The sequence below is a fragment of the Burkholderia sp. GW821-FHT14F03 genome, assembly GCF_058803765.1.
The window spans coordinates 62024-81778 of sequence record NZ_JBXAPG010000024.1; the positions used below are offsets into that span (position 1 = coordinate 62024).

Annotated in this window: 17 protein-coding genes; 7 read left to right on the forward strand and 10 right to left on the reverse strand. The window is 67.1% G+C overall.

The annotated features are described in order from the left end of the window. Positions 1 to 142: 142 nt before the first annotated feature. The 6 genes from AC1RQF_RS17885 to kdsD form a co-directional block, all read right to left on the reverse strand. Positions 143 to 1648, reverse strand: a complete 1506-nt coding sequence (locus tag AC1RQF_RS17885; protein WP_274004380.1) for an RNA polymerase factor sigma-54 — start codon at positions 1646 to 1648, stop codon at positions 143 to 145. Positions 1649 to 1794: 146 nt separating this feature from the next. Further along, positions 1795 to 2571 (reverse strand): LPS export ABC transporter ATP-binding protein, encoded by a 777-nt coding sequence (lptB, locus tag AC1RQF_RS17890; protein WP_273999183.1) that lies wholly within the window; start codon positions 2569 to 2571, stop codon positions 1795 to 1797. Then, positions 2568 to 3236 carry a lipopolysaccharide transport periplasmic protein LptA gene (gene lptA, locus AC1RQF_RS17895; RefSeq protein ID WP_273999182.1) on the reverse strand — a complete coding sequence of 223 codons (669 nt, stop codon included), beginning with the start codon at positions 3234 to 3236 and terminating at the stop codon, positions 2568 to 2570. The genes lptB and lptA overlap by 4 nt, the downstream gene beginning before the upstream one ends. An 18-nt stretch (positions 3237 to 3254) precedes the next feature. Beyond that, positions 3255 to 3869 (reverse strand): LPS export ABC transporter periplasmic protein LptC, encoded by a 615-nt coding sequence (lptC, locus tag AC1RQF_RS17900; RefSeq protein WP_492872624.1) that lies wholly within the window; start codon positions 3867 to 3869, stop codon positions 3255 to 3257. Positions 3870 to 3872: 3 nt separating this feature from the next. Beyond that, complete coding sequence (locus AC1RQF_RS17905; RefSeq protein ID WP_273999180.1) at positions 3873 to 4412, reverse strand: KdsC family phosphatase; 540 nt, start codon at positions 4410 to 4412, stop codon at positions 3873 to 3875. Then, entirely contained in the window at positions 4412 to 5395 is a 984-nt protein-coding gene (gene kdsD / locus AC1RQF_RS17910; protein WP_273999178.1) for an arabinose 5-phosphate isomerase KdsD, read from the reverse strand. The genes AC1RQF_RS17905 and kdsD overlap by 1 nt, the downstream gene beginning before the upstream one ends. A 126-nt stretch (positions 5396 to 5521) precedes the next feature. Here kdsD and AC1RQF_RS17915 point away from each other — a divergent pair, with 126 nt between their 5' ends. The 5 genes from AC1RQF_RS17915 (at position 5522) to purU (ending at position 10699) form a co-directional block, all read left to right on the forward strand. After that, a complete protein-coding gene (locus AC1RQF_RS17915; RefSeq protein WP_274004378.1) occupies positions 5522 to 7525 on the forward strand; it encodes a monovalent cation:proton antiporter family protein in 2004 nt (667 codons plus the stop codon). Positions 7526 to 7682: 157 nt separating this feature from the next. After that, positions 7683 to 8249 (forward strand): adenine phosphoribosyltransferase, encoded by a 567-nt coding sequence (locus AC1RQF_RS17920; protein WP_273999176.1) that lies wholly within the window; start codon positions 7683 to 7685, stop codon positions 8247 to 8249. Positions 8250 to 8293: 44 nt separating this feature from the next. Next, positions 8294 to 8908, forward strand: coding sequence for a LysE family translocator (locus AC1RQF_RS17925; RefSeq protein ID WP_273999175.1), 615 nt, complete (start codon positions 8294 to 8296; stop codon positions 8906 to 8908). A gap of 11 nt (positions 8909 to 8919) precedes the next feature. Then, positions 8920 to 9771, forward strand: a complete 852-nt coding sequence (locus AC1RQF_RS17930) for an NUDIX hydrolase (protein WP_274004377.1) — start codon at positions 8920 to 8922, stop codon at positions 9769 to 9771. 49 nt (positions 9772 to 9820) lie between these two features. Next, positions 9821 to 10699 carry a formyltetrahydrofolate deformylase gene (purU, locus tag AC1RQF_RS17935; protein ID WP_273999173.1) on the forward strand — a complete coding sequence of 293 codons (879 nt, stop codon included), beginning with the start codon at positions 9821 to 9823 and terminating at the stop codon, positions 10697 to 10699. Positions 10700 to 10848: 149 nt separating this feature from the next. Here the strand turns inward: purU and AC1RQF_RS17940 are convergent, their stop codons facing one another. Both AC1RQF_RS17940 and uvrA read right to left on the reverse strand, forming a co-directional pair. Then, on the reverse strand, positions 10849 to 11934 hold the full coding sequence (locus AC1RQF_RS17940; RefSeq protein ID WP_273999171.1) for an AI-2E family transporter: 1086 nt from the start codon (positions 11932 to 11934) through the stop codon (positions 10849 to 10851). A gap of 187 nt (positions 11935 to 12121) precedes the next feature. Beyond that, complete coding sequence (uvrA, locus tag AC1RQF_RS17945) at positions 12122 to 14989, reverse strand: excinuclease ABC subunit UvrA (protein ID WP_273999169.1); 2868 nt, start codon at positions 14987 to 14989, stop codon at positions 12122 to 12124. 236 nt (positions 14990 to 15225) lie between these two features. Here uvrA and AC1RQF_RS17950 point away from each other — a divergent pair, with 236 nt between their 5' ends. After that, complete coding sequence (locus AC1RQF_RS17950) at positions 15226 to 16413, forward strand: MFS transporter (protein ID WP_273999168.1); 1188 nt, start codon at positions 15226 to 15228, stop codon at positions 16411 to 16413. A gap of 94 nt (positions 16414 to 16507) precedes the next feature. Then, complete coding sequence (locus AC1RQF_RS17955; RefSeq protein ID WP_492872625.1) at positions 16508 to 17053, forward strand: single-stranded DNA-binding protein; 546 nt, start codon at positions 16508 to 16510, stop codon at positions 17051 to 17053. A 426-nt stretch (positions 17054 to 17479) separates the two neighbouring features. Here the strand turns inward: AC1RQF_RS17955 and AC1RQF_RS17960 are convergent, their stop codons facing one another. Together AC1RQF_RS17960 and AC1RQF_RS17965 are read right to left on the reverse strand one after the other, a co-directional pair. Then, entirely contained in the window at positions 17480 to 17872 is a 393-nt protein-coding gene (locus AC1RQF_RS17960) for a hypothetical protein (RefSeq protein ID WP_273999164.1), read from the reverse strand. A gap of 17 nt (positions 17873 to 17889) precedes the next feature. Beyond that, positions 17890 to 19629, reverse strand: a complete 1740-nt coding sequence (locus AC1RQF_RS17965) for a S10 family serine carboxypeptidase-like protein (protein WP_492872626.1) — start codon at positions 19627 to 19629, stop codon at positions 17890 to 17892. Positions 19630 to 19755: the final 126 nt, after the last annotated feature.

A 19755-nucleotide genomic window follows, 5' to 3' on the forward strand; every position in this document is an offset into this window, starting at 1 on the left:
AATGACCACCTTCCGCGTAGAGGCGGCAGCGCCGGTCGACCTGGCTGCCTCCCCGTAGCGCAGCGGAGGCGGCGGAGGCATCGGCCGGCCTTTGCCGTCGACAGCGCGGCGGCCGGAAAATACCCGCCGCTGGCGCGACGGGCTACAGAGACTTGCGCAGGTTCACCGCTGGGATCTTGAGGGCTTCGCGATACTTGGCAACCGTGCGGCGCGCGACCACGAATCCTTGTTCTGCCAGCAGCTCGGCTATGCGGCTGTCCGAAAGAGGAGATTTTGGGTCTTCGGCTCCTATCAGTTGCTTGATGAGGGCGCGGATCGCCGTGGATGACGCGGCGCCCCCTGTATCCGTCGACACGTGTGATCCGAAGAAGTACTTAAATTCAAGCGTCCCGAACGGGGTCAGCATGTACTTGCCTGTTGTCACACGGGAGACAGTCGACTCGTGTAGGCCCAGCGTATCAGCTATTTCCCGCAAAACCAAGGGGCGCATGGCAATTTCGCCGTGCGCAAAGAAATTCTTCTGACGTTCGACAATCGCCTGCGCGACGCGCAGGATCGTGTCGAAGCGCTGCTGGATATTCTTGATGAGCCAACGCGCTTCCTGCAGTTGCTGCTTCAACGATCCGGCGCTCGGATCGCCGCGGCTGTTGCGCAGGATGTTCGCGTAAAGATGGTTGATGCGCAGGCGCGGCACGACTTCCGGATTGAGCTCCGCGTGCCAGCTCTGGCCGCTTTTCTTCACGATGATGTCGGGCACCACGTAGTCGGCCTCGGCCTTGCCGTAGGCCGAGCCGGGGAACGGTTCGAGCGAGCGGATCAGCGTGTGCGCGTCGCGCAGCTCGTCGTCGTTCGCCTTCAGGTGCTTGCGCAGCCGCGTGAAATCGCGCGCAGCCAGCAGCTCCAGATATTGCGACACGATCTCGAGCGCGAGCACGCGCGTCGGGGACGGATCCAGCCGCAGCAGCTGCAGCCTCAGGCATTCGGAGGCCGAGCGCGCGCCGACGCCTGCTGGGTCGAAGCTGTGCAGCAGCGCGAGCGCGGCGTTCAGTTCGTCGACGTCGATCTCGAGTTCGGCGGGCAGGTCGGCCAGGATCTCGTCGAACGACGCGGTGAGGTAGCCGTCGTCGTCGAGCGACTCGATCAGGAACATCACGAGCGCGCGGTCGCGCGGGCCGGCCTGCGTCACGCGCAACTGCGCGGACAGGTGATCGCGCAGCGAGGTCGTGGCTTCATGGACCTGCAGCGGCGGTATGTCGTCTTCATCGGACGAGGGGGCGGAGCGGCCGAAGTCGTCGAGATTCCACGGGCTCGCGTCGCCGTTGTCGGAGTAGCCGTCGTATTCGTCGGCGCCGGCGGGCTCGTCGCGTTCCGGGCGCTCATTGGACGCGCCCGAACCGTTCGGCGGCTGCCCCGACATGTCGGCCGATGCCTGCGCAGGCGACTGCGCGATCAGCGAGCCGTCCGACGCGACGCGCAGCGGGCTCGTGATCCAGTCGTCGTCGTTCTCGAGCAGGGGGTTCTGTGAGACCGCCATCGCCACTTCCTGCTGCAATTCGAGCGTCGAGAGCTGCAGCAGGCGGATCGACTGCTGCAGCTGCGGGGTCAGCGCGAGATGTTGCGACAGGCGAAGTTGGAGGCTGGCTTTCATGGCAAAAAGGGAGTCATACCAGCAGTTTGCCACGAGGGCGGCGCGTTGCGTCATTCGTGTTGACGCAATCGGCTGCGGCGCCGCAACAGGGGCGTCGCGCCCCGGCCGAAAGGGAAACCGCGGGGCGGGCGCCCCGCGCAGTCCGCTTACATGCGGAAGTGCTCGCCGAGGTACACGCGGCGCACGCTCTCGTTCTCGATGATCTCGCTCGGCGCGCCCGAGGCGAGCACGCTGCCGTCGCTGATGATGTACGCGTGATCGCAGATGCCGAGCGTTTCGCGCACGTTGTGGTCGGTGATCAGCACGCCGATGTTGCGCTGCTTCAGGAACTTCACGATCTTCTGGATTTCCAGCACGGCGATCGGATCGACGCCCGCGAACGGCTCGTCGAGCAGGATGAAGCTCGGATTGCTCGCGAGCGCGCGCGCGATCTCGACGCGGCGTCGCTCGCCGCCCGACAGCGACAGCGCCGGGTTGTCGCGCAGGTGCGCGATCTGCAGTTCGTCGAGCAGCGCTTCCGTGCGGCTCGCGATCTCGTCCTTGCTGAGCAGCTTGCCGTTGTCGTTGTGCTGCAGCTCGAGCACCGCGCGGATGTTCTCCTCGACGGTGAGCTTGCGGAACACCGAGGCTTCCTGCGGCAGGTAGGACAGGCCCAGCGACGCGCGCTTGTGGATCGGCATCAGGCTGATCGGGCTGCCGTTCAGCGAGATGTCGCCGGCGTCGAGCGGCACGAGCCCGACGATCATGTAGAACGAGGTGGTCTTGCCGGCGCCGTTCGGCCCCAGCAGGCCGACGACCTCGCCGCTCTTCACGTCGAGCGACACATCCTTCACGACCGTGCGCGAGCCGTAGCGCTTCTTCAGGTTGCGCACCACGAGCGAGCTGCTCGTGCCGGCCGGCTGGCGATTCGGCAGCGCGTTCATTGCGGGGCTCCCTGCAGCGTGGTCGACGGCGCGAGCGGCGCGGGCGCGCCGTTCAGCGGCGCGGGGCCGCCGTTGCGCGGCGACAGCATGGCGCGCACGCGGCCCGTCGGGTTGCCCGGCGCGGCCACGTCCTTGCCGCCCTTCGCGGTGTAGAAGTCGCGCTGGCCGTCATAGGTGATCACGCTGCCGTGCACCGTGTCGGCCACGGTCGACAGGCCCTGCAGGCGGCGCACCGTCGCGTTCGTGGTCAGCGTGGTCAGATCCTGCTTGCCGTCGTAGTCGATCCGCTCCGCGTCGCCGTCGATGTACTCGTCGAGGCCTTCGCGCTTCTGGCGGAACGACGCATGCTTCTTGCTGCCCGGCGCCATCGTCGCGGTCGCGTACTGGTAGCCCTGCGGATCCTGGCGCACCTCGACGCGATCGCCCTTGATGATGATCGTGCCCTTGGTGATCACGACGTTGCCCGTCGCGACCGTGACCTGCTTCAGGTCGTCATAGGTGAGGTTGTCGGCTTCGACGTTGATCGGTTTGCCCTGGTCGGCCTTTTCGGCGTGGGCGAGCGGCGCCAGCCCGGCGAGCGGCAGCGCGATCAGCGCCGCGGCAAGCGACGCGCGGACGGCGCGACGGGCGCGGCCGGCAGAAAAACAAGGGAACGATTCGTTCATGCAGTCACGCGTGGAGGTTTACTTGGGTTGGCCATGGGAGCCGCCGGACGTGTCAGCGGCGGCGATCATGCCGCGCACGTTGCCGTAAAGATCGATGACCCGGGTGACGTTGTTGTACTTCATGCCATCGGTGGCGGTGGCGACCGACAGGCCGCGCTGAAGTTTAACCGGCTTTTTGGTCTCGATCACATCGTCGTTGACGAGCACCCGGAAATGTTCGGAATCGGCCTGCATCGGCGGATCGCCGCCGCCCGCCGCCCGCACGATGCGGGCGGCGTCGTACAGGTCGACGATCGACACGTCGCCGTTGACCACGCCGCGCTTCGAGGTGGTCGTCACGACCGGCTTGCCCGGCTGGAACGCGCGCAGCGCCGGCAGCGTCAGGTCGCTCGACTCGTCGTCCTCGTAGTGGACGAGCCCGGCCGCCGTCAGGCGGTATTGCGTGGTGCCGGTCTGGTCCAGCTCGGTCACCGAGAAATGATCGGCGAAGTAGTCGGGCGTATGGCTCTTCGGCCGCGCCTCGCCGTCGCCGGGCGGCGGCAGCGTGGCCTGCAGCAGCCAGTAGGTGATGCCCGCGAGCGCGGCCATCGCGACCAGCGGAATCAGCGAGGTCAGGCGAAATCGGGGATTCATCCGTCAGGCTCCGCAGGCGGCGGCGAGCAGCGCGTCGTAGCGGTGCTGCGCGCGCAGAATGGCGTCGCAGACCTCGCGCACGGCGCCGTGGCCGCCGCGCGCTTCCGCGACCCAGTGCGCGCGCGCGATCACCTCGGGGTGTGCGTTGGCGGGCGCGGTCGCGAAGCCGCAGCGCAGCATCACGGCCAGATCGGGCCAGTCGTCGCCCATGTAGCCGCATGCGTCGGGCGTCATGCCCGTCGCGGCGAGCAGCTCGGCGAGCGCCGCGCGCTTGTCCTCGACGCCCTGGTACAGGTGCCCGATGCGCATCTCGCGCGCGCGCGCGGCGACGATCTCGGAACGGCGGCCGGTGATGATCGCGGTCGCGATGCCGGCCTCGCCGAGCAGCTTCACGCCGTGGCCGTCGAGCGAATTGAACGACTTCATCGTGTCGCCCGTCGCGGTGAAATGCAGGCCGCCGTCGGTCAGCACGCCGTCGACATCGAAAATCATCAGCTTCACGCGGCTCGCGCGCTCGGCTGCCGTGGCGGGAGTGGCGCCCATCAGATTACCTTCTTCGAAAACAGGTCGTGCATGTTCAGCGCGCCGATCAGCACGCCGGCGGCGTCGACCACGAGCATCTGGTTGATCCGGTGGCGCTCCATCAGCTCCACCGCCTCGACGGCCAGGTGATCGGGGCCGATCGTGCGCGGACCGCGCGTCATCACCTCGCTGATCGGCAGGCGGCGGAAATCGCCGTCGCGTTCGAGCACGCGGCGCAGGTCGCCGTCGGTGAAGATGCCGGCGACCCGGTTGTCCGGCCCGACCACGGCCGTCATGCCCATGCGCTTCGCGGTGATCTGGAACAGCGCGTCGGACAGCGTCGCGTCGATGGCCACGGTCGGCACCTCGGCGCCCGTGCGCATCACGTCGCGCACGTAGGTCAGCAGCCGGCGGCCGAGCGCGCCGCCCGGGTGCGAGCGCGCGAAATCCTCGGAGCCGAAGCCGCGCGCGTCGAGCACGGCCACCGCGAGCGCGTCGCCGAGCGCGAGCGCCGCAGTGGTGCTCGCCGTCGGCGCGAGATTCAGCGGGCACGCTTCCTTCGCGACCGCCGCGTTCAGGTGGAAGTCGGCCAGTTGGCCGAGGCTCGAGGCCGGGCGGCCCGTGATCGCGATCAGCTTCGCGCCGAGCCGCTTGATGAGCGGCACGATCGCGACGAGCTCATCCGACTCGCCGGAGTTCGAAAGGGCGATGAAGACATCGTGCTCGGTGACCATCCCGAGGTCGCCGTGGCTGGCTTCGGCGGGGTGGACGAAGAAGGCGGGCGTACCGGTGCTGGCCAGCGTCGCGGCGATCTTGCGTGCAATGTGGCCCGATTTGCCGATGCCGGACACCACCACGCGGCCCCGGCATTCGAGCAGCAGGCCCATCGCGCCGATGAAGCTGCCGTCGAGCTGGTCGCGCAGTGCACGCACGGCGTCCGCCTCGATGTCGAGCACGTCGCGGGCGAGCGCGAGCGCCCGGTCATCATTGATTTTCGCTATCATGCGCGGAGTATAGCAAAGGCGTTTGTTCGCCGCGCCGGGCCGCTCGCGGCCATCATGCCGTTGTTTCTTCCGGCCCATTCCGGCGTCCGTTGTGCGGCGCCGCTGACGAACGAGGACGCTTTGCCTGTGATTTCCCCGCTCGAAATGACGCTCCTGCTGCTGCTGGCTTCGGTGGTGGGGGTGGTCGTGTTCCGTTCGCTGAACCTGCCGCCGATGCTCGGCTATCTGACCGTCGGCATCGTGGTCGGCCCGCATGCGCTCGGCTTTGCCGCCGATCTCGAGCGCGCCGAGCACCTCGCCGAGTTCGGCGTCGTCTTCCTGATGTTCTCGATCGGGCTCGAGTTCTCGCTCGCGAAGCTGCGCGCGATGCGACGGCTCGTGTTCGGGCTCGGCCTGCTGCAGGTGCTCGTCACGATTGCCGTCGCGCTGCTGCTCGGCGCGTTGTTCGAACGCTGGGTGCACATCACCTGGCAGGGCAGCGTCGCGCTCGGCGGCGCGCTCGCGATGTCGTCGACCGCGATCGTGTCGAAGATGCTGGCCGAGCGTCTCGAAATCGAGACGGAGCACGGCCGCAACATCTTCGGCGTGCTGCTGTTCCAGGATCTCGCGGTGGTGCCGCTCCTGATCGTGATCGCGGCGTTCGGCGGCGAGTCGTCGAAGGATCTCGCGATGTCGCTCGGGCTCGCGTCGATCAAGATCGTGATCGCGCTCGCGCTGCTGCTGATCGTCGGCCAGCGCTTCATGACGCGCTGGCTCAACGTGGTCGCGCGGCGCCGCTCGCAGGAGCTGTTCGTGCTGAACCTGCTGCTCGTCACGCTCGGCGCCGCGTTCATCACCGACCGCTTCGGGCTGTCACTCGCGCTCGGCGCGTTCATCGCCGGCATGCTGATCGCCGAGACGCCGTACCGGCACCAGGTGGAAGAGGACATCAAGCCGTTCCGGGACGTGCTGCTCGGCCTGTTCTTCGTCACCACCGGCATGCTGCTCGACCCGAGCGTGATCTGGCAGCATCCGTTCATCGTCGCCGGCTTCTTCGTCGGCCAGGTGCTGCTCAAGGGCGTCACGATCACCGGGCTCGCGCGCCTGTTCGGCGCGCCGCCCGGCGTCGCGATGCGCACCGGGCTCGGCCTCGCGCAGGCGGGCGAATTCGGCTTCGTGCTGCTGAACCTGATCCTCGACCGCCACCTCGTCGATACCATGCTGCTGCAGGCGATCCTCGCCTCGATGCTGCTGTCGATGATGGCCGCGCCGTTCCTGATCCAGAACGCCGACCGCATCGTGATGCGGCTGTCGTCGACCGAGTGGATGCAGCAGTCGCTGCAGATGACGCGGATCGCGACCCAGAGCCTCAAGCAGCAGGGCCACGTGATCATCTGCGGCTACGGCCGGGCCGGCCAGAATCTCGCGCGCATGCTGGAGCAGGAAGGGATCCCCTATGTCGCGCTCGACCTCGACCCCGACCGCATCACGGCGGCCGGGGCGGCCGGCGAATCCGTGGTGTTCGGCGATGCGGCGCGCCGCGAGTCGCTGCTCGCGGCCGGGATCCACCGGGCCGCGGCGGTCGCGATCACCTATGCGAACACGCCGTCCGCGCTGCGCGTGCTGCACAACGTGCACGAACTCGAACCGACCCTGCCCGTGATCGTGCGCACGGTCGACGACGCCGATCTCGAACGCCTGCTCGCCGCGGGCGCGACCGAGGTGATCCCGGAGATCGTCGAGGGCAGCCTGATGCTCGCGTCGCACACGCTGGTGCTGATGGGCGTGCCGATGCGGCGCGTGGTGCGCCGCGTGGAGGAAATGCGCGACGCGCGCTACAGCCTGCTGCGCGGCTACTTCCACGGCGCGGACGACGCGGAGGACGACGATCACGAGCAGGTGCGGCTACAATCGGTGCCGGTCGACGCGCGCGCGGACGCGGTCGGCCGCTCGCTCGAGGAGCTGGGGCTCTACGCGCTCGGCCTCGAGGTGACGGCGATCCGCCGCCACGGGATCCGCGGCGTCGAGCCGGACCCGGACACCAAGCTGCGCGCGAGCGACATCGTCGTGCTGCGCGGCTTGCCGGAAGCGCTCGCGCTGGCCGAGGAGCGGCTGTCGCTGCACCGGCGCGAGAGCCCGGCCGCGGCCTGAGCCGCGGCGCGGTCCGGGCCCATGGCCAGAGAGGGGCGCCCGGCTAGGGGCGCCCGGCTAGGGGCGGCCGGCCAGGGGCGCTCCTGGCCGCAATCCTCACACCAATATTGACAGGCGGTGCGCAAGTCATTGCGCGCCGTTTTTTTCGGAGAAGTCCATGAATCACCCGTCGTCGGATGCGTCGCTCGACCCCGTCGCGTTCCTCCACAGCCAGATCCGCACCGTGCCGGACTGGCCGCAGCCGGGCGTGCAGTTCCGCGACATCACGCCGCTGCTGCAGAGCCCGAAGGCGCTGCGGGTGCTGGTCGACCTGTTCGTGGAGCGCTACGTCGACGCGAAGCTCGACTACGTCGCCGGGCTCGATGCGCGCGGCTTCATCATCGCGCCGATCGTCGCGTACGAGCTGAACATCGGCTTCGTGCCGATCCGCAAGGTCGGCAAGCTGCCGTACAAGACGCGCGCCGAGTCCTACGATCTCGAATACGGGAGCGCGACCGTGGAAATCCACGAGGACGCGTGCAAGCCCGGCGACCGCGTGATCATCGTCGACGACCTGATCGCGACGGGCGGCACCATGATGGCGGGCAAGAAGCTGCTCGAGCGGCTCGGCGCGGTGGTCGTCGAGGGCGCGGCGATCATCGACCTGCCGGATCTCGGCGGTTCCGCGCTGCTGCGCGGCGCGGGCCTGCCGCTGTACACCGTGACCGCGTTCTCGGGCCACTGAGCGGCCGACGCCGCGCCTCATTCCCTCACTCAAGCGAGTCCGCGATGCCGAACTTCCTGCTATTTCTCGCCACCTCGATGGCGATCACGCTGGCGCCGGGGCCCGACAACCTGCAAGTGCTCGCGCGCGGCATCTCGCAGGGCCGCGCGGCCGGCTTCGTCGCCGCGCTCGGGTTTGCCGCCGGCATCCTGTTCCATACGACGCTCGCCGCGTTCGGCGTGGCCGCGCTGCTGCGCTCGTCGCCCGTCGCGTTCCATGCGCTGAAGCTCGCGGGCGCCGCCTACCTGGTCTGGATCGGCATCAAGGCGCTGCGCAGCCAGGGCCTCGCGAACGCGCACGCGCGCGCGCCGCAGCCGCTCGCGACGATCTTCCGCCAGAGCGTGATCGGCAACCTGCTGAACCCGAAGGTCACGCTGTTCTTCGTCGTGTTCCTGCCGCAGTTCGTCGATCCGCGCGGCGCGCAGCCCGTCGCCGTGCAGATGCTGGAACTCGGCGCGCTGTTCATGGCGCAGACCGCGGTGGTGTTCTCGCTGTTCGGCGTGTGCGCAGGCATGATCGGCGCGTGGCTCAAGCGCCGGCCGCGCGTCGGCGTGTGGCTCGACCGGCTCGCGGGCGCGACCTTCATCGCGCTCGGCCTGCGCGTCGCGCTCAAGGACTGACGGGGATGGCGATGACGTTTCCGTGCATTGCCGCCGCGCGGCGTTTCGACGCGGCCGCGCATGCGCCGTTCATGATCGACGGCCGGCGGGTCGGCTGGATCCGCGCGCGCGACGTCGCGCGGCTCGCACGCTGGCCCGACGTGTTCGAGTTCGAGGCGGGCGAGGTGCGGCTCGCGGCGCGCTTCGACAGCGTCGATGCGCGCAGCATGGCGCTCGCGAGCCCGATCGGCGCGCTCGCGGCGGAAGGCCTGATCCCGGGCTGGCGCGACGAGATCTATGCGATCCGCAACCGCTTCGACGATCCGCCGCTCGCCCACATCGAACGGGCCGCGTCGCGCTTTTTCGGCACGATGACCTACGCGGTGCATCTGAACGGCGTCGTAGAATATGCGCCGGCCACGCCGCCGCGGATGTGGATCGGGCGCCGCAGCGCGACCAAGGCGACCGATCCGGGCATGCTCGACAACGTGGTCGCGGGCGGCATCGGCTGGGGTCTCGGCGTCGAGGACACGCTCCTCAAGGAGTGCTGGGAGGAAGCCGGCATGCCGGCCGAACTCGCGGCGCGCGCGATCGCCGGCCGCACCGCGCATGTCCTGTGCTCGCTGCCGGAGGGCACGCAGGCGGAGCAGATCTTCATCTACGATGTGCCGCTTCCGCAGGATTTCGTGCCCCACAACCAGGACGGCGAAGTCGCGGAGCACGTGCTCGCGGGGCCTGCGCAGCTGATCGCCTGGCTGCGGGCGGGCGAGGTGACGATCGACGCGAGCCTCGCGATGCTCGACAGCCTGCTGCGGCACCGCTGGCTCGCGCCCGACGCGGCGCCGGGCCTCGACGCGCTGTTCGCGCCGCCGCCGGATGCGTGACGCGCGACCGGCGATTCGAATTGAACCAGACAAGAAGGGAGTAGCGGTCATGTCGACCGATCACAGCTTTATCCTCAAACTGTCGTGCCCGGACCGGCACGGCATCGTGCACGCGGTCTCGGGCTTCCTGTTCGAGCGCGCCAGCAACATTCTCGATTCCGCGCAGTTCGGCGACAGCAGCACCGGCGAATTCTTCATGCGCGTGCATTTCGAGCACGACGGCGCCGATGCGGCCGCCGCGCTCGATTCGCTGCGCACCGAATTCACGCCGCTCGCCGCGCGGTTCGGCATGCGCTGGGAAATGCACGACGCGGCGTTCAAGCCGCGCGTCGTGCTCCTCGTGTCGAAGATCGGCCACTGCCTGAACGACCTGCTGTTCCGCTATCGCACGGGTCAGCTGCCGATCGAGATTTCGGCGATCGTGTCGAACCACAAGGATTTCTACCAGCTCGCCGCGAGCTACGACATCCCGTTCCATCACTTCCCGCTGGCGGCGGGCGCGTCGGCGGCGGCGAAGGCCGCGCAGGAAGCGCGCGTGCTGGAGGTGATCGGCGAGCACGAGGCCGACCTCGTGGTGCTCGCGCGCTACATGCAGATCCTGTCGCCGCAGATGTGCGAGCAACTGGCCGGCCGCGCGATCAACATCCACCACTCGTTCCTGCCGAGCTTCAAGGGCGCGAAGCCGTATTACCAGGCGTTCGATCGCGGCGTGAAGCTGATCGGCGCGACCGCGCACTACGTGACGACCGATCTCGACGAAGGTCCGATCATCGAGCAGGAAGTGGAGCGCGTCGATCACAGCATGACGCCGGACCAGCTGACGGCGATCGGCCGCGACGTCGAGTGCGTGACGCTCGCGCGTGCGGTGAAGTGGCATGTCGAACACCGGATCGTGCTGAACGGCACCAAGACGGTGGTGTTCCGCTAAGCGGACACGGCATGGCGGCGGGCGTGTTCGCGTCGCCGCCATGCCCAACAGGCCGGCCGGCTCGCGGCGCGGCCTCGGGCCGCGCGCCCGGGGAGGGTTTCAGGGAAGATGGCGCGCCGCCGCGCCCGGGGCCGCCCGGGCGCTTCCGCTCAGATCAGCCGCAGGTAGCTGAGTTCGCGCTTCACGTACGCGTAGAAGATCGGCGCGGCGATCACGCCGGGGATGCCGAACGCGGCCTCCATCACGAGCATCGCGAGCAGCAGCTCCCATGCGCGCGATTCGATCTGCCCGCCGATGATCTTCGCGTTCAGGAAGTATTCGAGCTTGTGGATCACCACGAGGAACACGAGCGACGCGATCGCGGTGCCCATGCTGACCGACAGCGAGACCGCGACGATCAGCGTGTTCGAGATCAGGTTGCCGATCACGGGCAGCAGGCCGACGATGAAGGTGACGAGCACGAGCGTCTTCGACAGCGGCAGCCGCTGGTGGAAGATCGGCAGCGCGACCAGCAGGTAGATGCCCGTGAAGAACGCGTTGATCGCCGAGATCTTGATCTGCGCGAACACGATCCGCCGGAACGCGTCGGCGAAGCGCGATACGCGCGTGACGAGCGCGGTCGACAGCGGCTGGCGCACCTTGTGGCGATCGACGCCGATCGCGATCATCGCGCCGATGATCATGCCGAACAGCACGTGGCCGAACACCCGCGCGACGTTTTTTCCGCCCTGCTGGAGCTGGTCCATGTGCTTGGTCATGAGGCCGGCCGCCTTGACCTTCATCTGCTCGGCGTCGACCGGCAGCACGTTGGCGATCCACGACGGGGTGCGGGTGCGCGCCTGGTCGACGATCTGCATCAGCTGGCCGAGCAGGCTCTGCAGGTTCGGGACGGTATGTTCGAAGTGCTCGATGATCGCGATCGTCAGGCCCGCGAGGCCGCCCACGATGACGGTCGACAGCAGCACGACCGCGACCCAGCGCGCGCGCTGGCTCGACGTGTGGCGTTCGATCGCGGGCGCGATCATGTGCACGAGCTGGTAGACGAGCAGGCCCGCGAGCAGCGCGCCGAGCAGGCGCAGGTGCAGGACGAGCCACAGGCCGGCGAGCGCGAGGAGGTAGCTGCCGATCTCGAGCGCCGACAACCTCGGCAGGCTGAAATCACTGGTCAGCCGGACGCTGCGCAGATGCGGCTCTCGGGCCTGCGTATCGCGCGGCGGTTCGGATTGCTTCTCCATGACGGTTCCTGTATTCGGCGGGGCGATCCGGCGCGCTTGTGGCGGCAAGCGGACATCGACCCCGATCGCCGCGAGTATAGCAACGAAAGCCGGGCGAAATGATCGCGTTTTCAGGAATGTAATTGGCGCCGCATCGCGCCGTGGGACGGGCGATGCGGCGCGGCGCGCGCCGGGCGGCGCGCCGCGGTCACTTGCGGCGCTTGAGGAGCGGCGCGAGGTACCTGCCGGTGAAGCTCGCCTTGGTTTTCGCGACCTGCTCGGGCGTGCCCTGGGCGATGATCTGGCCGCCGCCCGCGCCGCCTTCCGGCCCGAGGTCGACCACCCAGTCGGCCGTCTTGATCACGTCGAGGTTGTGCTCGATGATCACGACCGTGTTGCCCTGGTCGCGCAGCCGGTGGATCACCTCGAGCAGCAGCGCGATGTCGTGGAAGTGCAGGCCGGTCGTCGGTTCGTCGAGGATGTACAGCGTGCGGCCGGTGTCGCGCTTCGACAGTTCGAGCGACAGCTTCACGCGCTGCGCCTCGCCGCCCGACAGCGTGGTCGCCGACTGGCCGAGGCGGATGTAGCCGAGGCCGACGTCGAGCAGCGTCTTGAGCTTGCGCGCGATCACCGGCACCGCGCCGAAGAACTCGTACGCGTGCTCGACCGTCATGTCGAGCACCTCGCTGACGTTCTTGCCCTTGTAGTGCACTTCCAGCGTCTCGCGGTTGTAGCGCTTGCCGTGGCACACGTCGCACGGCACGTAGACGTCCGGCAGGAAGTGCATCTCGACCTTCAGCACGCCGTCGCCCTGGCACGATTCGCAGCGGCCGCCCTTGACGTTGAACGAGAAGCGGCCCGGATCGTAGCCGCGTTCCTTCGCGGTCGGCACGCCCGAGAACAGCTCGCGGATCGGCGTGAACAGGCCCGTGTAGGTGGCCGGGTTCGAGCGCGGGGTGCGGCCGATCGGCGACTGGTCGACGTTGATCACCTTGTCGAAGTGCTCGAGGCCCTCGATCGACTCGTACGGCGCCGGCTCGGCCGACGAGCCGTACAGGTGGCGCGCGACCGCGTGGTACAGCGTGTCGTTGATCAGCGTCGACTTGCCCGAGCCGGACACGCCGGTGATGCAGGAGAGCAGGCCGACCGGCAGCTCCAGCGTGACGTGCTTGAGGTTGTTGCCGTGCGCGTCCTCGATCCGCAGCATGCGCTCCGGATCCGGCTCGATGCGCTCGTCCGGGTATTCGATCGTGCGCTTGCCGGACAGGTACTGGCCCGTCAGCGACGCCGTGCTCGCCTGCACCTGCTTCGGCGTGCCTTCCGCGATCACCGCGCCGCCGTGCTCGCCGGCGCCGGGGCCCATGTCGACCACGTAGTCGGCGGTGCGGATCATGTCCTCGTCGTGCTCGACGACGATCACCGAGTTGCCCAGGTCGCGCAGGTGCTTGAGGGTGCCGATCAGCCGGTCGTTGTCGCGCTGGTGCAGGCCGATCGACGGCTCGTCGAGCACGTACATCACGCCCGTCAGGCCCGAGCCGATCTGTGACGCGAGGCGGATCCGCTGGGCTTCGCCGCCCGACAGCGTTTCCGCGCTGCGCTCGAGCGACAGGTAGTCGAGGCCGACGTTGTTGAGGAAGGTCAGGCGCGCGACGATCTCCTTGATCACCTTGTCGGCGATCTCGCGCTTCGCGCCTTCGAGCGTGAGCCCGTCGAAGTAGCCGAGCGCGTCGCGCAGCGGCCAGCTGCTGACCTCGTAGATCGCGCGCGCGTAGTCGCCCGCGCCGATCCGCACGAAGCGCGCCTCGCGGCGCAGGCGCGTGCCGTCGCACGACGGGCACGGCTGGTTGTTCTGGTATTTCGCGAGTTCCTCACGCACCGCGACCGAATCGGTCTCGCGGTAGCGCCGCTCGAGATTCGGGATGATCCCCTCGAACACGTGCTCGCGGATCGTCGTGCGGCCGCGCTCGTTGATGTACGAGAACGGGATCGTCTGCTTGCCCGAACCGAACAGCAGGATTTTCTTCACCTTCTCCGGCAGGTCCTCGAACGCGGTGTCGATGTCGAAGTCGTAGAACGCCGCGAGGCTTTGCAGCATCTGGAAGTAGAACTGGTTGCGCTTGTCCCAGCCCTTGACCGCGCCGGCCGCGAGCGACAGCGACGGATGCGCGACGACCCGCTTCGGATCGAAGAACGTGATCTGGCCGAGGCCGTCGCATTCCGGGCACGCGCCCATCGGGTTGTTGAACGAGAACAGGCGCGGCTCCAGCTCCTGCAGCGAATACGAGCAGATCGGGCACGCGAACTTCGAGCTGAACAGATGCTCCTGGTCGGTATCCATCTCGAGCGCGATCGCGCGGCCGTCGGCCAGGCGCAGCGCGGTCTCGAACGATTCCGCGAGGCGCTGCTTCATGTCCGCGCGCACCTTCAGCCGGTCGACGACGACGTCGATCGTGTGCTTGTCGTTCTTCTTGAGCTTCGGCAGCGATTCGACCTCGTAGATCTTCGCGACGCCCTCGTTGGCCGTGCCGCCGCCCGAGCGCACGCGAAACCGCACGAAGCCCTGCGCCTGCATCTCCTCGAACAGCTCCGCGTGCTCGCCCTTGCGGTTCGCCACCACGGGCGCGAGGATCATCAGCTTGGTCTCCTCGGGCAGCGCGAGCACCGCATCGACCATCTGCGAGACGCTCTGCGCCTCCAGCGGGATCTCATGGTCCGGGCAGTATGGCGTGCCGACCCGTGCGTACAAAAGTCGCAGGTAGTCGTGGATTTCCGTGACGGTGCCGACGGTCGAACGCGGATTGTGCGACGTCGCCTTCTGCTCGATCGAGATCGCGGGAGACAAACCCTCGATCAGGTCGACATCCGGCTTTTCCATCAACTGGAGGAACTGCCGGGCGTAAGCCGACAGGCTTTCGACGTAGCGCCGCTGACCTTCCGCGTACAGCGTGTCGAACGCAAGCGACGATTTGCCCGAGCCTGACAAGCCCGTGATCACGATCAGCTTGTGGCGCGGCAGATCGAGATTGACGTTCTTCAGGTTGTGGGTACGGGCCCCACGGATACGGATTTGTTCCATGAACCTGGCGAAAGAGGAGGAGACCAAACCTGCTACTATAACGGCTTTTCGAGACCGTCGTTTCAGGCCCCAAGCCTTTGCAGCAAGTGTCAGCAGGGCTGCGCGGGCGACGCCCGGACCGCATCGGCATGCGTCCGTCGGACGGCGCGGCGCGGGTGGCGACGGTCCGCAGCCGGCCTGGATTTCCCGCCGCCCGGCCTCGGGCGCGGGTACCGCACATTCGAAATTCACTCCCGATGTCCAATCCGTCTCTTACCTCGACCCGCATGAGCGCGCCGGAGCTGCGCGCGACAGCGTCGCTCGCGGCGATCTTCGCGCTGCGCATGCTGGGCCTGTTCATGATCATGCCGGTGTTTTCGGTCTACGCGAAAACCATCCCCGGCGGCGACAACGTGCTGCTCGTCGGCCTCGCGCTCGGCGCCTACGGCGTCACGCAGTCGATGCTCTACATCTTCTACGGCTGGGCCTCCGACAAGTTCGGCCGCAAGCCGGTGATCGCGATCGGCCTGCTGATCTTCGCGCTCGGCAGCTTCGTGGCCGCGTTCGCGCACGACATCACCTGGATCATCGTCGGTCGCGTCATTCAGGGAATGGGGGCCGTATCGTCGGCGGTGCTCGCGTTCATCGCGGACCTGACCTCCGAGCAGAACCGCACCAAGGCCATGGCGATGGTGGGCGGCAGCATCGGGATGTCGTTCGCGGTGGCGATCGTCGGCGCGCCGATCGTGTTCCACTGGGTCGGGATGAACGGCCTGTTCACGATCGTCGGCGCGCTGTCGGTGCTCGCGATCGGCGTCGTGCTGTGGGTGGTGCCGGACGCGCCGAAGCCGGTGCACGTGCGCGCGCCGTTCGCCGAGGTGCTGCACAACGTCGAACTGCTGCGGCTGAACTTCGGCGTGCTCGTGCTGCATGCGACGCAGACCGCGCTGTTCCTCGTGGTGCCGCGCCTGCTGGTGGACGGCGGGCTGCCCGTCGCGTCGCACTGGCAGGTCTATCTGCCGGTGATGGGGCTGGCGTTCGTGATGATGGTGCCCGCGATCATCGTCGCGGAAAAACGGGGCAAGATGAAGCCGGTGCTGCTCGGCGGCATCGCGGCTATCCTGATCGGCCAATTGTTGTTGGGGCTGTCGACGCATACGATTCTGATTGTGGCGGCGATCCTGTTCGTCTACTTCCTGGGCTTCAACATCCTGGAGGCGTCGCAGCCGTCGCTCGTGTCGAAGCTTGCGCCGGGTTCGCGCAAGGGCGCGGCGACAGGCGTGTACAACACGACGCAGTCGATCGGGCTGGCACTGGGCGGCGTGGTCGGCGGCTGGCTGCTCAAGCACAACGGGCCGGACGCGGTGTTTTTTGCATGCTCGGCCCTGGTGGCGGTGTGGCTTATAATCGCCGCCAGCATGAAGCAGCCGCCGCGCAAGGCCTGAACCGACCGAGCCGCGCGTCCGCGTCGGCCGGGCCGACGAGGCGCCGCGCGGTCTTGCCAGCGCTGCTGAAATATCGAATCAACTGGAGAAACAGATGGCATCCGTCAACAAGGTCATTCTCGTCGGCAATCTCGGCGCCGACCCGGAAGTGCGTTACCTGCCGAGCGGCGACGCGGTGGCGAACATCCGCCTCGCGACGACCGATCGCTACAAGGACAAGGCGAGCGGCGAATTCAAGGAAGCGACCGAATGGCACCGCGTGGCGTTCTTCGGCCGTCTCGCTGAAATCGTCAACGAGTACCTGAAGAAGGGCTCGTCGGTGTACATCGAAGGGCGCATCCGCACCCGCAAATGGCAAGGCCAGGATGGCCAGGACCGGTACTCGACGGAAATCGTCGCCGACCAGATGCAGATGCTGGGCGGCCGCGGTGCGGGCGGCGGTGGCGGTGATGACGGCGGCTACGGCGGCGGGCGTGATATGGAGCGCGGCGGCGGCGGTGGCGGTGGCGGTGGCGGTGGCGGTGGCGGTGGCGGCCGCGCGGCTGCGCCGGCTCGCAGCGGTGGTGGCGGCGGCGCGAGCCGGCCGAGCGCGCCGGCGGGCGGTGGGTTCGACGAGATGGACGACGATATTCCGTTCTAAAACGGACCGTCGTCGCCTGGCGTCGGCATAGACCCGGATGTTCGAGCTGAATCAGCGATTTGGCTTGGACCTTCGGGTCTTTTTTGTTTACGCATGGCTCCGTCGGGGCGGAGTGTGCCTGGACGGTACAAACGGGTTCCGTTCGTCGGATGGCGTCCGGCGTGACGCGATCTGCGGTTCGTGAAGTTCACCCCTGGAACGACGAACGCTCACCTTTTCGCCGCGCGACCTCAAGAATCGGACTTTTGCGCACGCCAGGACGCATGGCCTGACGGTGCGATTGACGTGCTGAGCCGTGTTGGAAGGCCGGGGCGTCCTATGCGGACAGGCCGAGATTGCCGGTCCGCGGTTTCGACAGGGATGGCCCCATCGTGCGCGGATCGGCAGCACGATTCCCCGCCGCGCGCGGCGGGGAATCTCACCACGTTACGATCGCTGATCCAGTTTCGCCGCGTTTTTCATGCGCATGATGCGTTGCGGCGTCCGCTCCGACATGAACCGCAACACGTCGTCGAGCCGGACGTATCCGGTTCCGGCACGATCGATTTCCGAAAAATGGTCGCTGACCAGCCCCCAGCCGGCAGCCTTGGCCTGTTGCTGCGACAGCAGCCCGCCGGGGTTGCCCCCCGCCGCTGCGGTGAAGCGTTGCGTGATCTGGTTATCCACGTCCTGCGTAATGGAGCTTTCCGATTGCTTGGGCGGCTGGACCCAGCCTTCCGGCGGCGGCGGCGGTTTCGGCAGATCGTCATAGGCACACGCCGCGCCGATCCCCGACATTGCGACGACCACGCCGGAAACAATCAAAGTCACGATTTTCATGGCTGTCCTCGCCTGGATCACAGTAAGGAGCCGTCCGCGACACGCGCAGGCGACTGGTAATAGTTGTCGATCGCCTGTTTCAGCGGCGCGCGCGACATCTCCGTGTTGTAAATCATATGCCCGCCCTCAAACCATTTGATGGGAATCCGGTCGCCGAGGTTCACTCCTTCAAGGTCCAGCTCGGTCTGGAAGCCCGGCGTCGCAATATCCTCATAGCCGTGGAGAATCAGCAGCTTGGCGTCGGGGTTGGCTGTCAGGACTGCCTGGATGTCGGTAATGCTCTGCGGGTAATAATCCTTGCTGCCTGCCCGCTGCCATTTCCAATTGCCTATCGTCTCGTCGTTCAGCGGTTGGTAGCTCGACTTGGTCTTGTAGTTGACGAAGTCGGGGAAGTACGTTTTGAGCTGATTGAGGAAGGCGACGTTGATGTAGTCATCCGCCGCGAAGCTGTTTCCGTTCGGCACCTTCATGCGCGCATCATAGCGGCCGAGGGAATAGCCGGGAACCAACGCCGCCCTGAACGGCCGAGGCGTGTAGTTGAAACGGTTTTTCCAGGTCGCCGCCGGAATGCCGGTGTAGTCCGCCATCCGATTCAGGAGCGCCTGGCCCGCGGGGCTTGCCGCGTACGCGTTCCATTGGGCGTTCGGCCTGCCGTTCGAATCGAAGTACGTGCTGAACGTGGTTTGGAACGTCGTTCTCGCCAGCGTACGCAGCTCGCCGAGGTATTGCTCCTGTGTTTGCGTACCGCGCTTCACTGATTTCTTGAAGTAATCCGCCGTCATCGCATAGGACGGGATGTATCCCTCGCACGTTACCGCGCCGCCCATCATGTCGCAATTGGAGTTGTAGTCGACGAGCGGCGAGTTGAGGATGAATCCCGCCAGAACCTTGGCCGGCTTGCCGGACGGATCGGGTCGGTAGCCGCTGGTGCCCGCCTGCTCCAGCAGGTTGGCGACGATTGGCGTGCGGATGCCGCCATAGGATTCGCCGTACAGGTACTTGGGCGAGCTTTGCCGGTTGTACTTGTTCGTATAGCTGGTGATGAAGTCGGCGACCACTTGGGCGTCGTCGTCGGTTCCCCATAGATCGCCGTTCTTGGTCGGCGCGATTGCCGTGGACAGGCCCGTTCCGGGCGGATCGACGAACACGATGTCCGACTGGTCGAGCAGCGAGATCGCGTTGTCCTCGAACGGGAAGCTATCGGGCTGCTTCGTCGGGTCGGCCATGTTCGGCGCATCGGACTTGAGCCGCTTCGGCCCCCACGATCCCATGTGCAGCCAGATCGAGGCCGAACCCGGACCGCCGTTCCACAGGAACGTGACCGGGCGATTTTCCTTGGGCAGTGCATCCCGCGTATAGGCCGTGTAGAAGACCGCCGCCTCTGCTTTTTTGTTGGCTCCGTTGCCGCGATAGGCGATCAGGTGGCCGGCGCGGGCGACGTACGGCAGCACCTTGCCGTTGATGGTGATCGTGTGCCGCTTGACCGACGAATCCTCGTTGATCTTGGACAGTGCGATCGACCCCTCGCGAGTCGTATCGTAGGTGTTGGCGTCGTCCAGCACCTTGTCGGCCGGCGCAACCTTGGCGAACACGTCGAGTTCTGATTCCACTGTCGCCGTGGCGGGCGTCTGCGGCACGGCGGCCGGGGTATTCGCGGCATTTTGGACGGTTGCCGGTGCGTCGTCGCCGCCGCATGCGACCAGGGTCGCAGCTGCAAGTACTGCGATCGCGGTCCAGGTTGGCATCTTTTTATTCATTGAATAATTCTCCGGAATGATTCGATTCAGGCTAACTATGCTAAGTACTCCACATCATTTGGATCGAAGCGTGTCAAACAATTTCATCGCGAACGCCATCGGGCCGGACGGGAGCGGCTCAGCCTC

Excerpts from the sequence above, each read along its gene's own strand:
- AC1RQF_RS17905 (WP_273999180.1), bottom strand. The coding sequence starts at position 4,412 with ATGGGCGCCACTCCCGCCACGGCAGCCGAGCGCGCGAGCCGCGTGAAG.
- lptB (WP_273999183.1), bottom strand. The coding sequence starts at position 2,571 with ATGAACGCGCTGCCGAATCGCCAGCCGGCCGGCACGAGCAGCTCGCTC.
- AC1RQF_RS17955 (WP_492872625.1), top strand. The coding sequence starts at position 16,508 with ATGGCATCCGTCAACAAGGTCATTCTCGTCGGCAATCTCGGCGCCGAC.
- purU (WP_273999173.1), top strand. The coding sequence starts at position 9,821 with ATGTCGACCGATCACAGCTTTATCCTCAAACTGTCGTGCCCGGACCGG.
- AC1RQF_RS17930 (WP_274004377.1), top strand. The coding sequence starts at position 8,920 with ATGACGTTTCCGTGCATTGCCGCCGCGCGGCGTTTCGACGCGGCCGCG.
- lptC (WP_492872624.1), bottom strand. The coding sequence starts at position 3,869 with ATGAATCCCCGATTTCGCCTGACCTCGCTGATTCCGCTGGTCGCGATG.
- AC1RQF_RS17950 (WP_273999168.1), top strand. The coding sequence starts at position 15,226 with ATGTCCAATCCGTCTCTTACCTCGACCCGCATGAGCGCGCCGGAGCTG.
- AC1RQF_RS17940 (WP_273999171.1), bottom strand. The coding sequence starts at position 11,934 with ATGGAGAAGCAATCCGAACCGCCGCGCGATACGCAGGCCCGAGAGCCG.
- kdsD (WP_273999178.1), bottom strand. The coding sequence starts at position 5,395 with ATGATAGCGAAAATCAATGATGACCGGGCGCTCGCGCTCGCCCGCGAC.
- AC1RQF_RS17960 (WP_273999164.1), bottom strand. The coding sequence starts at position 17,872 with ATGAAAATCGTGACTTTGATTGTTTCCGGCGTGGTCGTCGCAATGTCG.
- lptA (WP_273999182.1), bottom strand. The coding sequence starts at position 3,236 with ATGAACGAATCGTTCCCTTGTTTTTCTGCCGGCCGCGCCCGTCGCGCC.
- AC1RQF_RS17920 (WP_273999176.1), top strand. The coding sequence starts at position 7,683 with ATGAATCACCCGTCGTCGGATGCGTCGCTCGACCCCGTCGCGTTCCTC.
- AC1RQF_RS17965 (WP_492872626.1), bottom strand. The coding sequence starts at position 19,629 with ATGAATAAAAAGATGCCAACCTGGACCGCGATCGCAGTACTTGCAGCT.
- AC1RQF_RS17925 (WP_273999175.1), top strand. The coding sequence starts at position 8,294 with ATGCCGAACTTCCTGCTATTTCTCGCCACCTCGATGGCGATCACGCTG.
- uvrA (WP_273999169.1), bottom strand. The coding sequence starts at position 14,989 with ATGGAACAAATCCGTATCCGTGGGGCCCGTACCCACAACCTGAAGAAC.
- AC1RQF_RS17885 (WP_274004380.1), bottom strand. The coding sequence starts at position 1,648 with ATGAAAGCCAGCCTCCAACTTCGCCTGTCGCAACATCTCGCGCTGACC.